The following is a 12,732-nucleotide window of genomic DNA, read 5'->3' on the forward strand; positions in this document are numbered from 1 at the left end:
CTAATCGTGATGATATGGTTCTCCTTTTAAAATGGTAAAAGCCCTGTAAAACTGCTCCATGCACAAAAGTCGAGCCAACTGGTGCGAAAAAGTCATTTTCGATAATGAAATTTTCGAGTTGGCCTGTTCATATACTTCGTCAGAAAAACCGTAAGGACCTCCAATAACAAAAACCAATTCTTTAATTCCGCTGGCCATTTTTTTCTGAAGAAATTCCGCAAACTGCCTCGAAGTCATTTGTTTGCCTTTTTCGTCGAGCAGGTGAAACTCCCGGGCTGGAGCCCGTTTGGCCAGAATTAACTCTCCTTCTTTAAATTTTTGCAGGCTTTCCTTCATGTTTTTCCCCTTTTTTACGTCTGGAATAATTTCAAGTCTGAAATCGATATAATGTTCCAACCGCTTTTTATACCGGTTAATTCCTTCCAGTAAATATTTTTCATCGGTTTTGCCAATCATCAATAAAGTCAGCTTCATCCTGTGTAATGAATATTTATTTTATAAATTTACCAAAAATAAGAGGTTGAAAATGTTTTTGCACAGTTTTTGCTATGAAAATGGCGCTAAATATTTATTAAATTTGAAATCATGTCATTCATAAAAAATAAATTATTCATGATTTTCCTTTTTGCCGGAATGCTTTTGTTTACCATACCGGCAATTGCACAAATTCCCGACGAGATTATTCTTAGCCTGAAATCGGGCAATGCCAGGTCGCTGTCAGAATATTTTAATCAGAATGTAGAATTGGTGGTACCCGAAAGCGACAATGTTTACAGTAAGGCCCAGGCACAGTTAATTGTGAGTGATTTTTTCAGCAGCCATTCCCCACAGAGTTTTTCTGTTATTCACCAGGGTGGCAAGGAAGGGGCCCAGTATGTAATTGGTAATCTTGGAACTCAAAAAGGCACATTCAGGGTTTATTTTCTGCTGAAGAAAAGTGAAGGGAAGGATTACATCCATCAACTTAGAATTGAAAAACAGGAATGACCCTATGAATGGAGGGTTTTTAAATCGTAATAAATACAAACGTTTTGGAGAACAGTTAATTGAACGGGCTGAAAAAATTTCGCTGCCCTTTTTTGATGGTGTTCCGTTGTATGATGTTGGCTTGTTTTTTTGGCACAGCATTGAAAAAGGTGCAATTACCACACGGGCTTCTGCCATAGCTTTTTCTTTTTTTATAGCCTTTTTCCCTTTCATTTTGTTTTTGTTTACTCTCATTCCTTACATACCCATTGAGAATTTTCAAAGCGAACTTTTTCGTTTAATCCAGGAATTTGTTCCCGAAAGTACGTTTAATACCATTGAAGGCACGGTTACCGACATTATTATGCGGCCAAGAGGTGGTTTGTTGTCATTGGGTTTTGCAATGGCCCTGATATTTTCAACCAATGGTCTTGCGAGTATGATGAGTGCATTTGATGCAACAATTCACAGCATCAACCGGCGTTCGTGGTTAAGCCAGCGACTCGCAGCCATATTTCTTCTGGTAATTCTTTCGGTTTTATTAACGGTTGCTGTTGCATTAATAACCGGAGGACAAATTGCCATCAGTTACCTGCGCGAAAATGATATCATTCGTGACAGTTTTACTATTTTTTTGTTGACTTTTGGGAAATGGGTCGTGATAGTTTTGCTGTTGTTTTTTGCCAACTCTTTTTTGTATTACATGGCGCCTGCCAAAAAAACAAAATGGCGGTTTATTTCAGCCGGAAGCACGTTGTCAACGGTACTCAACATTTTTGCCCTGTTAGCTTTTTCCTATTACATCAACAATTTCAGCCAGTATAATAAACTTTACGGCTCCATTGGTACGCTATTAATCATCTTGTTTTTAATGTACGTAATGTCGCTGATTTTGCTCGTGGGTTTTGAACTGAACGCCAGTATTTACCAAGCACATACATCAAAAGAAGAGTGAGGATTTTGTGTCTTAACAACAATATTCATGTAATTTTAAGCACAGTATTCAAATATCAATCATCAAAAACCAAATAAATTCCAAATTCTAAAAAGCAAAATAATCAACAACATGAAACATATTGGAATTTAATGAATTGGAATTTGGAAATTAATTGTGATTTGGTTTTTGTCAATTGTCATTTCTGGCTTGTTCAGGTATTTTGCATATCTTTTTTTAACAGGTTGGCGGTTTGTTTTATTGATTCTGAAACCGGAATGTATTCGAAATCAATGGATTGAGTTATTTTGCTGCCATCAAATAAATTAGCAGTGTGTGCTGCATGTCCAGTTTCACGCGAAATGGGGGGTTGGTTTTTACTGAACAGTCCGAAAAGTTTTGCACCACGCCAGGCAAATTCTGTAACCACGGGCGAAGCATAAAGTTTTGGTTTTGGTTTGTTCAGGTTTTCAGCAATTTGATTGAAAAGTTCCTGGTAACTCAGGTTTTCGGCATTTAAAAGGAATCGCTGGTTTTTGCAGGATTCAAAATTTTTATCGTCCATTAGCAAAACTATTGCCCGAACAACATCCTTTACGTCCACATAACCGGTAATACCTTTGGTATAAAATTTCATTCCGTTCCAAACAGTTTTAAACAACCGCGAACTTCCGGCATCCCAGTTCCCCGGCCCCAAAACTATAGACGGGTTTATGATAACTGCATCCAGTCCTTCTTCAATTCCCCGCCAGATTTCCGCCTCAGAAAAAAATTTACTGTGAGAATAACCGGTAACTTTTTTGCCGGGTACCCAGTTGGTTTGTTCATCAATTACAAACCCATTCTGATTGGTTCCCAAAGCCGACACGGAACTTACATGACAGAACTTTTTTACACCTGTTTCCAAAGCCGCATTTACCAAATTGGCTGTGCCTTCCACGTTGTTGTGAATCATTTGTTTGCGTTCGTTTTTGGCAAATGAAACAATAGCAGCACAATGATAAATTTCAGTAGTTCCTGCCAGTAAGTTCTCCAGTTCAAAATAGTCCAGAATATCGCCATCAACCCATTCAATCTGGGTGAAAAGTTTTTCCGGATTTTCTGTATAGAATGAAAAAATTTTAAGTGTTTGCTGCAAATTGCTCGTTTTGCGTTTAAGCGCCTTTACCTTTTTCCCTGAAGAAATTAATTCGTATAACAAATGTGCACCGATTAAACCCGTACCTCCGGTTACAAAAATCATAAATTTTGTTTTTTTGCAAAGATAGAAATTTTAATGCCCTTCTTTCTTTCCGCTCGATCAATGAATTCGCAGGAAAGAAAGTTCAGTTCGAAAAGTTCAGGTTGGTTAAAACGGTAATTTCTCCAAATCCAGATTTCCACCCGAAAGAATAACTCCAACTTTTTTATTTTTTACATCCACTTTTCCTTGCAGAATGGCAGCCAGTGGAACGGCAGACGAAGGTTCGATAATTATTTTCATGCGTTCCCATATCAGGCGCATGGCTTCCACAATTTTTTCTTCGGAAACGGTGACAATGTCGTCCACTTTTTCGAGAATGATTTTAAAGTTGCGCTCGCCCAGTGATGTGAGCAGGCCGTCGGCAATGGTTTTTGGGTTTTCTGAAGGTACCCATTTTTTGCTGTGAAACGACCGAAAAGCATCGTCAGCGCCGGCTGGTTCGGCAGCAATGACCTTACATTTTGGCAAAAGTTTTTTGGTTGAAATGGCAGTTCCGCTGAGTAATCCGCCACCGCCAACAGGAGCAAAAATAATGTCGAGTTCACCGGCATCTTCAATCAGCTCTTTGGCAGCCGTTCCCTGTCCGGCAATTACATGAAAGTTATTGTACGGATGAATTTCGGTGGCGCCGGTTTCTTTGACTACTTTAGCCAGTGTACTTTCGCGTGCCTGCAGCGTGGGTTTGCAAAATGTGATTTGTGCTCCATACCCGGCCACGGCTTTCTTTTTAATTTCGGGCGAAGTTTCGGGCATTACAATATAGGCCGGAATGCCGCGCATTTTTGCCGCCAAGGCCAGTGCAGCCGCATGATTGCCCGACGAGTGCGTGGCCACACCCATTTCCATCTCTTCCTGCGAAAGGGAAAACACGGCATTGCAGGCTCCCCGGAATTTAAATGCCCCTACTTTCTGGAAATTTTCGCACTTAAAAAACAAGTCGGCTCCCACTATTTTATTGATGCTTAACGAAGTCAGAACCGGTGTACGGTGAGCATATTTATGAATGGTTTGGTGGGCTAATTCAATATCGGAATATTCGGGTAAAAATTTCATTTGAATTCAATTCTTTGTTTTTCTATTTTCTCGTTAAGTCGCTAAGAAGCAAAGGTAAAATTTGAAATTATGTAATCTTTGCGTCCTTGCCCCTTAGCGTGCTATCATCTCTTAAAATTCTCCTTTAAAGAAAAATGCTTCCACGCCTTTCACGCCCGGTCTGGTTTTGAAAACGCCGCCGGCATGTGGAAACTTCTCCAGTTCTTCGTCACTTGTTCCCTGGCGGGCCGTTGTAATGTAAAGCGTGCCCAAATCTTCATCGCCAAAAGCGCAGGAGGTGACATTTTTTGCCGGAACATCAATCGTTCGCAACAACTCTCCTGATTCGGGATTCCAGCAAGCAACGGCCGCTCCGCCCCAAAGTGCAATCCAAACATTTCCATCATCATCAATGGTCATTCCGTCGGGATATCCCATTTCCTGCGGAACTTCGATGGCTGTTTTCGGATTACTGATTTCGCCTGTTTCGCTGTTGTAATCCCAAGCCATCACTTTCCGGGTTGGAGTATCGATGTAATACATTTTGGTGTAGTCCAGCGACCATACAATCCCGTTGGAGGTACCCACATTGTCAATCATTTTGTGCACCGAACTATCCGCATCGAGCCGGTAAAGGGCGCCGGCCTGTTGTTTGCCTTCGGTGCTCATGGTACCTGCCCAGAACCGCCCGGCAGGATCGCACTTGCCATCGTTGAACCTGTTTCCGGGAATGTTTTCCTCGGGATTGGCAATCAGTATTTTGGATCCCGATTTTGGGTCAAGCTGGTAGAGTCCGTTTTCCAACGCCACTATCATTTTACCCGATTCGGCAGGGACTACCGTTCCAATCATCTGCCCGGTCAGCATTTCCTTATTGTTTTTTAACTTGGGGTTGTAAAAATTCAGAATTTTATCGGTGATATTCACCCAAATCAACTCACCGGTTTTGTAATTCCAGATGGCACCTTCGCCCAGAGCAGATTTTGAATCGAGTACCAGTTCCACATTATCTATTTTTGGAGTTGAACAACTTGCAAGTAAAATAACAGCAAATAAAATTAAAACAGTATTTTTCATTTTTTTCTGGCTAAATAGTTAAAGATTCCGGCCTACGCCGGAATGACAGGTTCCATCAAAAAAAACTTTGAACTTTAAACCTGCCCGGCTGCATCGTTCCCGCCAGAATGAATCTGTTGGGCTGGCAGGCGGGCTTTGCTACTATTCAACAGGTGAACTTTAAGTCACCAGTTGAACACTGAACCCGAAACTCTCAGATGCTTTCAATCAACTTTTTTAAAATCAGGGTCATTTTTGGTTCGGCTTTCATGGCCACTTTTTGAACTTCCTCGTGCGAAATTTCTACAATTTCACCGGGTACACCGCTGTCGGTAATAATGGAAATGCCAAAAACCTTCATTCCTGAATGTCGGGCAGCAATTACTTCCGGCACGGTTGACATGCCCACAATGTCAGCGCCAAAAAAACGGAACATTTTATATTCGGCAGGTGTTTCGAAAGTGGGCCCCTGAACTCCAATATAGATTCCTTCTTTTAAACTGATGTTGTTTTCCAGTGCAATAAGTTTAGCTTTATTTCGCAACCGGTCGTCATAAACTTTGCTCATATCGGGGAAACGCGGTCCCAGTTCTTCTTCGTTTTTCCCGTGCAGCGGATGTTCCGGGAAAAAGTTGATGTGGTCGGTAATAATCACAATGTCGCCCACATGCCAATCCGGATTTAATCCGCCCGAAGCATTCGAAACAAACAGTTGTTTTACCCCTGCAAATTTCATAACCCGTACCGGAAAAGTAACTTCCTTCATGGAATATCCTTCGTAGTAATGAAACCGCCCCTGCATGGCCAGCACTTCCTTATTTCCCAGTTTACCGTAAATCAGTCTGCCGGCATGGCCATCAACTGTTGAAACAGGAAAATCAGGAATTTCAGTGTAAGGAATGGAATCAATGATTTCTATTTCTTTAACCAGACCGCCAAGACCGGTGCCTAAAATAATTCCTGTTTCAGGCGTAGCTTCTATTCTGTTTTTGATGAAGTTCGCGGTTGCTTTTATTTTCTCCAACATAATTCAAAATCTTTTTATTAAACATTTTCCCCTCTTCGTCGAGGAATTTTACTTTTACCGGAAGATAGTACAGAGCAGTTTTAAACTGTTCATTCAAATCTGACACCTCATTAAAACGTATAGCATCCTTTTCGGTTGTAACTATAATTTTTTGATTCGAAACGATTTTTTCAAATTTACTCATTATTAGTTGAATATCACCGGCAGAATAGTAGTGGTGATCGGGAAACTGGATAAAGTCGGTTTCGGAAGCGAATTGTTTCAGGTATTCAGGAATAAGTTTAGGGAATGCTATTCCGGTAACAATCAGAATGGCGTGGGTTTGTTTTTTGTAAAAATCGCTTTTCAGTTCACTGCCTGAAAACACCGGTTTTATTTTTCCATATTCAAATGAGGTGAAAAACAGTTCCTGGTAAGGTTTAAGTTTTACTTCTTTTTGAAGTATCCGGCGCATAATAGGAGTTACTTCGGCAGGCGGGCATTTGGTAAAAATAATGATGTTGGCCCTTTTCATTTGGGATACACTTTCGCGAAGCCGCCCTGCCGGCAGCAGTTTGTCTTCTTTTATGGGGCGATTGTAATCAATCAGCAAAATATTTATTCCGGCTGTAATTCGCCTGTGCTGAAATGCATCGTCGAGTAAAATAACATCGGGCGATTTATTTTCTGGCGCAGCCAGCAGTTTTTCCGCGCCTTCCACCCTGCTTTCGCAAACTGAAACAGTAATTTCGGGAAACTTTTTTTTGATTTGAAGTGGTTCATCTCCCACCTCAGAAACTTCTGAATTTACATCAACCTGCTTAAAACCTTTAGTTTTTCTTTTGTATCCCCGGCTGAGGGTGGCCACTTCAAATTTGTCTTTTAAAAGTTCTACAAGGTACTCCACATGGGGTGTTTTGCCGGTTCCGCCAACTGTTATATTCCCAATTGAAATTACAGGAACATCAAATTCCTTTGATTTAATCAGGTTTAAATCGTAAGAACGGTTGCGGAAATAAACAACAATTCCGTAAAGAAATGAAAAAGGATAGAGCAAAAATTTGAGCATTCAATTCAATATTTTAAAATGGTTGGCTAAGATAAAAATTTGCAGCCGGCTTTCCCAACAAACTTTTTTTCATAGCAATCAGAAGTTTGGTGAACGTGTAAATTACTTCCAGTGAAAACCGATGGAAAGTACTATTCTCCAATTATTTTGAGAAGTTTGCCACTCTGAATTCTGTCAGAAAGTTCCAGATTATTTAGCAGTGCAAGTTCATCCATTTGGCTTTGCGGAACGCCAAAATAGCGAAATGTATCGGCCAGTGTTCCGTTTTGCTGTACTTTTTTAATTCTTACCCTTTTGGGTTTAACGTTGATTTTTGATGCGTCGGTTAAGCGATTAAAACTTTTCATGGTTGATTCAAACAAGCGGGCGAATGAGTTAAAATCCACATCACTTGAAACTCCGTGAAAAACATAAACCAGGCCCCCGTATTCAATAAAATACGACATTACTTTAATGGCTTGTTGCTGGCCTGTTTGCTGGTTTTGCGACACCTGTTGCGAAAGGACTGCAACTGCAGGCAGACCGTTAACTGTTTCTCGTTTTGTTTCAAGCACAGTAAGATTTAATTCCTGAAGGGTGGCCTCCGCAGCTTCCTGAGCCGACTTTTGCTGAGCCAGCATAAAAACCATCATGGCCCGTCCGTCTTCGGGTGCCATTTGAACCTGAAGTGGTGAATTTTCCAGTTTCCAGCCCGCCGGCACCGGAAACCTGAATTTCATATCGGGATGATAAAACACATTTCCATCTACATACCCTTGTCTTGGGTCTTCTCCGTAAACCATCCCGTCAATCTTTTGCAGGTAACTGTTTTCATTTACTTTCCAATCGGAATAGCCCAGGTTTGTTTTCCATTCGGTGGCTTGCTGTGTAACAGCATTGTACCGGTCGCCCGGATCGGGGTGGGTGGAGAGGAATGTTGGAATTCCGCCATGACTGCTGGCCATATTCATTTTATTCAGCACATTGAAAAAATCGGCCATTTTTTGTGCATCGTACTGAATTTTTGAAGCGTATTCCACACCCAGCCGGTCTGCTTCCCTTTCATTATCGCGGCTGAATTTGAGAAAAAGCAATTGCATTCCCTGCATGGCATAGCCTGCAAATTCGCGAAATTCTTCAGAAGCAATCATTCCGCCAATAAGTATCAACTGTCCCAATTGCTGTTTACTTTGGTTGCTTACGGTGTGCCGTGCCGTAATGTGGCCCATTTCGTGGCCCAAAACGCCCATTAGTTCAGCTTCGTTATTGAACTGCGCTAAAATTCCGCGGGTAAAATAAATGTATCCGCCCGGAACTGCAAATGCGTTGATAACCGGAGTATCCAAAATTCTGAAATGGTATTGCAGATTCGGCCTGTGGGAAAGTTTGCCCATTTCATCGCCTTTTACCTGAATAAACTGAAGCAGTTGGTCGTCCTGGTACTGACCAAAGGTGGAAATCACCTGAGGATCGTATTGTTTTCCCATCTCAATCTCCTGGGCTTCAGACATCAGCATGAGTTGTTTTTTGCCTGTTACAGGATTTACTGCACACGACGGAACAATTAAAATTGCCGTAAAAACAAGGATAAATTTTGCAAGTTCTTTTATTGGATTCATTATTTCGAGTTTATTTTTTGTTTTTCGTTTTATGTAAAACGTCCGGATCACTTCCCGTTTTATTTTGAAATATTACTTTTAACCATTTTAACTGTTAAATATCGCAAATTATTTTTTCAGAAAAGAAATGAATCGAAATAAATATTTAATCCTGTCCGTAGTATTTCTTCTTTTGTCCTGCTCAGTTTTTTCTCAGGATTTAAGTATTCCCCTGATTTCGAAAAGCGAGATGGCAAAACATGTAAATTTTCTGGCATCAGACAGTTTGCAGGGCAGGGGTTTTACAAGCAAAATTCCCGCGCTTGAAATTGCTGCTGATTACCTTGAGGCAACTGTTGGTAAAATGGGTCTTCAGTACAAAGGAAATGGCTATTCGCAGAATTTTAAGCTGTTTGAATCGGGGAAGGATGAGGAAAACACTTTTCTGAAAATATTTGATAATAGAAAAGATAGAGTTTTTAGTAGGGACAAATTTGTTGTTTTGAATCAAAAACCAGTAGTTGTTGATATTGAGGGAGAACTCGTTTTTATCGGATTCGGATGGAACGATGATAATTCCGGTTTTGACGAATTGGCAGGATTGGAATTAAAAGATAAGGTGGTTTTGATATCTGCCGGAACACCGGAATCTTACAAGGGAGAATTTTCCCATCACTGGAACAACAGTCTTGAACGTAACAAAACCGATAAAATATTTCATGCCGGAGCCAGAGCAGTCATTTTAATTACAAGTATTCAGGATAAAGAGAATAAAACCTTTGGGCAAATTTCACGTTGGGCAAACAACCCGGAATATTCGTTGGAGAAAACCATTTCTGACATTGAAAACCACCTGGTTATTGCCACACCTGAGGTGGCGGATGCCATTTTAGGGAAAAAAGGCAGGTGGAAAAAAACACTTCAGAAAATAGTGAACAAAGAAGAGCCGGTTTCATTTGTGGCTAAAAACAAAATTCAATTAAGATCGGCCAAAAAAGTGGAGGAAAAGAACGGGCGGAATATCATAGGATATGTAGAAGGCAGCGATGCGGACTTGAAAGAGGAATGTATTGTATTTATGGCGCATTACGATCATTTGGGAATGAATACAAACGGGGAAATTTTTAACGGTGCCGACGACAATGCTTCCGGCACGGCAACACTGCTCGAAATAGCCAGGGCATTCAATCAAACGGAAGAAAAACCCAAGCGAAGTATCGTTTTTTTGTGGGTAACTGCAGAAGAAGTGGGATTAATTGGTTCGGAATATTACAGTAAAAATCCGGTTTTCCCGTTGGAAAAAACGGTGGCCTGCATTAACCTTGACATGGTTGGCCGGGTTTACGAACCTCGTGATTCGGTTTGGGCACATTCGCCGAAACCGGTAAAACCATTCCAGGAAATTTATACATTGGTAAATGATTTTAACCCGGATTTAAAAAAAATTGCAGAAACAGCGTGTTCGACACTTAATCTGACACCCGATTTCTCCCTTCCGGATAACTTTTTCTATTCCAGCGACCATTATCATTTTCACCGGAATGAGGTTCCCATTCTGAACCTTTCAACCGGATACACTGCCGATTACCACCAACCAACTGATGATGCAGACCGGATTAATTTCGACAAAATGAAAAAAGTGGCTGAACTGTGCTATTTAGTGGGAATTGCAATGGCAAATAATTAAAAAAATAAACTTAACCCCGACTTAGATGAAGTTAAACTTTTCTCAAAAGATTTACTGAATCTTAGTCGCTGTAGGAGACAGGAATAACTCATGAATTATTCGGGTTAAAAAAGGCCTTGCAAAAGAATTCATTTTTTTACAAGGCCTTTTTTGGAAACAGTACATTCAATTATTTGAACTTATTTGCCCCCGGATTTCACCACCCCTATAAACGCTTGTGTGAACATTTACATAGGCATTACCTGCTTCCAGCTCGCTGATAAGATCGTCAAGGGTTTCTCCGGATAGCGGACCTACCAGATTTTCAGCCGTAATTACCCCTTCGGCAAGAATTCCATTGGTTTGTCCTGCAATTAAACCTGAAGTATATAATGCCACTACTACAGGGCCGTTTATACCTTCGGGAGCTAAATGGATATGGGCCGCAAATACATCATTTATATTTGCCACAATCAGTTTGAAATGGAGTGCATCACCATCTTTGCTCATTTTAAAATTGACCTGACCGTTAGCATTGGTTTCAGCAGGAGGAACCTCCTGGTCACCACTTAAATGAGCCTTAAAGCTCTTAACCATTTTTGCTTTTTTAAGAGCAACATCTTCATCAAAATTCTCAACCGGGGCTAAAGAATTACAGGATGAAAAAAGCAGCATTCCTGCAGAAATGAAAAGAATCAGAAACTTTTTCATAACACTTAATTTTAAAGTTAATAACCAAATACCTGTGAGTAAGTTACGAAGATTTTGTAAATAAAATACAAAAAAGTATTTTTTGTTTTTAGGTGGATATGAATTTCAAAATTTTTACTTTCGGGGATTAAAATTAAACATCATGAAAATTGTTATACTTGACGGATATACGCTGAATCCCGGAGACCTGAGCTGGGATGAAATAAAAGAACTTGGTGAATGTACAATTTATGATCGAACTCCACCTGAAAAAACAGTGGAGCGTGCCAAAGGTGCTGAGGCGGTTTTTACCAACAAAGTTGTTTTTAACCGTGAGGTAATCAGTAAATTGCCCGGTTTGAAGTTTATTGGTGTTCTGGCTACCGGTTACAATGTGGTTGATTTGGAAGCCGCAACCAGAGCTGGAATTGTGGTCACCAACATTCCGGCTTACAGCACGGCATCGGTGGCTCAAATGGTTTTTTCGCACATTCTTCACATCGTACAGAATATTTCAAAACACGCCGAGTCGGTGAAAAATGGGGAATGGGCAAACAGCATCGATTTTAGTTACCACCTCACTCCCCAAACCGAACTAGCAGGCAAAACACTTGGGATTATTGGTTTCGGACAAATTGGACAGGCGGTGGCAAGAATTGGATTGGCATTTGGCATGAATATTATTTTTCATAATCGAAGTCAGAAAGAAACAAATCTGAATGCACGGCAAGTTGACCTGGACACGCTGCTTACCGAAAGTGATTTTATCAGCATTAATTGTCCGTTAACGGATGAAAATGCCGGGTTTATTAACAAGTCCGCCATCGATAAAATGAAAACGTCGGCGATTCTTATTAATACAGGGCGCGGGCCGCTGATTAATGAAAATGATTTGGCCGAAGCGCTGAACAACGGCAGGATTGCCGGCGCCGGCCTCGATGTTTTGTCAACCGAACCACCTGCACCCGACAATCCTTTGCTTTTGGCAAAAAACTGTTACATTACGCCTCACATTGCCTGGGCCACCACCGAAGCCCGCGAAAGACTGATGGAAATTGCCACCGAAAACCTGAAAACATTTCTGAAAGGAAAACCACAAAACAAAGTGAATTAAACGCAGTTTAAAAAAAATTAACCTGGACTGAATTTTCCCTGTTTTTGTTGAAACAAAGAATCTTGCCATACGTTTTATAAGCGATTATAAAATTATGGTTTTCAAAATAATACAAGTTGTTTTACTGGCTTCGGTGAAATACTTTTATACGCTGCCTTATGCTCTGGTTATCGGCCTGGAGTTTGAGCAGGCTATAATTGCCGTTCTTGCCGGCGGCATGGGTGGATTTTTGTTTTTTTATTACCTGAGCAAATATGTTTTACAGGGTTTTAATTTTGTTTGGCCATACATTTGTAAGCTGGTGCCTCAACATATAAAACGCCGTTACCAAAAAATTTGCAAACACAGCAAAGTCAACAAAAAACTAAAAATATTTACC

General features: G+C 40.6%; 13 protein-coding genes. 5 read left to right on the top strand and 8 right to left on the bottom strand.

Annotated elements, in window-relative coordinates:
* On the bottom strand, positions 1 to 474 hold the full coding sequence (gene rlmH, locus ACESMA_RS17195; protein WP_372950095.1) for a 23S rRNA (pseudouridine(1915)-N(3))-methyltransferase RlmH: 474 nt from the start codon (positions 472 to 474) through the stop codon (positions 1 to 3).
* A gap of 138 nt (positions 475 to 612) precedes the next feature.
* Between rlmH and ACESMA_RS17200 the strand changes: the two genes are divergently transcribed.
* Positions 613 to 987: a DUF4783 domain-containing protein gene (locus ACESMA_RS17200; protein WP_372950096.1), complete on the top strand. Its 375-nt coding sequence runs from the start codon at positions 613 to 615 to the stop codon at positions 985 to 987.
* A gap of 4 nt (positions 988 to 991) precedes the next feature.
* Entirely contained in the window at positions 992 to 1,921 is a 930-nt protein-coding gene (locus tag ACESMA_RS17205; RefSeq protein WP_372950097.1) for a YihY/virulence factor BrkB family protein, read from the top strand.
* 193 nt (positions 1,922 to 2,114) lie between these two features.
* On the opposite strand, the gene ACESMA_RS17210 is transcribed toward ACESMA_RS17205, so the two are convergent.
* From ACESMA_RS17210 to ACESMA_RS17235, 6 genes are all read right to left on the bottom strand, one after another.
* Positions 2,115 to 3,143 (bottom strand): NAD-dependent epimerase/dehydratase family protein, encoded by a 1,029-nt coding sequence (locus ACESMA_RS17210; protein WP_372950098.1) that lies wholly within the window; start codon positions 3,141 to 3,143, stop codon positions 2,115 to 2,117.
* A 105-nt stretch (positions 3,144 to 3,248) separates the two neighbouring features.
* A complete protein-coding gene (locus ACESMA_RS17215) occupies positions 3,249 to 4,196 on the bottom strand; it encodes a pyridoxal-phosphate dependent enzyme (RefSeq protein ID WP_372950099.1) in 948 nt (315 codons plus the stop codon).
* A 111-nt stretch (positions 4,197 to 4,307) separates the two neighbouring features.
* Positions 4,308 to 5,252 (bottom strand): SMP-30/gluconolactonase/LRE family protein, encoded by a 945-nt coding sequence (locus ACESMA_RS17220; protein ID WP_372950100.1) that lies wholly within the window; start codon positions 5,250 to 5,252, stop codon positions 4,308 to 4,310.
* A gap of 193 nt (positions 5,253 to 5,445) precedes the next feature.
* Positions 5,446 to 6,258: a purine-nucleoside phosphorylase gene (locus ACESMA_RS17225; protein ID WP_372950101.1), complete on the bottom strand. Its 813-nt coding sequence runs from the start codon at positions 6,256 to 6,258 to the stop codon at positions 5,446 to 5,448.
* Positions 6,197 to 7,306, bottom strand: a complete 1,110-nt coding sequence (lpxK, locus tag ACESMA_RS17230; RefSeq protein ID WP_372950102.1) for a tetraacyldisaccharide 4'-kinase — start codon at positions 7,304 to 7,306, stop codon at positions 6,197 to 6,199. The genes ACESMA_RS17225 and lpxK overlap by 62 nt, the downstream gene beginning before the upstream one ends.
* A 131-nt stretch (positions 7,307 to 7,437) precedes the next feature.
* Positions 7,438 to 8,904 carry a M48 family metalloprotease gene (locus tag ACESMA_RS17235; RefSeq protein WP_372950103.1) on the bottom strand — a complete coding sequence of 489 codons (1,467 nt, stop codon included), beginning with the start codon at positions 8,902 to 8,904 and terminating at the stop codon, positions 7,438 to 7,440.
* Between the two features lie 229 nt (positions 8,905 to 9,133).
* Here ACESMA_RS17235 and ACESMA_RS17240 point away from each other — a divergent pair, with 229 nt between their 5' ends.
* Positions 9,134 to 10,570, top strand: coding sequence for a M20/M25/M40 family metallo-hydrolase (locus ACESMA_RS17240; protein WP_372950104.1), 1,437 nt, complete (start codon positions 9,134 to 9,136; stop codon positions 10,568 to 10,570).
* 165 nt (positions 10,571 to 10,735) lie between these two features.
* Here the strand turns inward: ACESMA_RS17240 and ACESMA_RS17245 are convergent, their stop codons facing one another.
* Positions 10,736 to 11,260, bottom strand: coding sequence for a CHRD domain-containing protein (locus ACESMA_RS17245; RefSeq protein ID WP_372950105.1), 525 nt, complete (start codon positions 11,258 to 11,260; stop codon positions 10,736 to 10,738).
* Positions 11,261 to 11,402: 142 nt separating this feature from the next.
* On the opposite strand from ACESMA_RS17245, the gene ACESMA_RS17250 reads away from it, so the two are divergent.
* Together ACESMA_RS17250 and ACESMA_RS17255 are read left to right on the top strand one after the other, a co-directional pair.
* Positions 11,403 to 12,353, top strand: coding sequence for a D-2-hydroxyacid dehydrogenase (locus ACESMA_RS17250; protein ID WP_372950106.1), 951 nt, complete (start codon positions 11,403 to 11,405; stop codon positions 12,351 to 12,353).
* Positions 12,354 to 12,447: 94 nt separating this feature from the next.
* A partial coding sequence (locus tag ACESMA_RS17255; protein WP_372950107.1) for a hypothetical protein occupies positions 12,448 to 12,732 on the top strand: 285 nt, incomplete at its 3' end.

The sequence above is a fragment of the Mariniphaga sp. genome (assembly GCF_041687215.1).
In the GTDB taxonomy this organism is placed as follows: Bacteria; Bacteroidota; Bacteroidia; order Bacteroidales; family Prolixibacteraceae; genus Mariniphaga.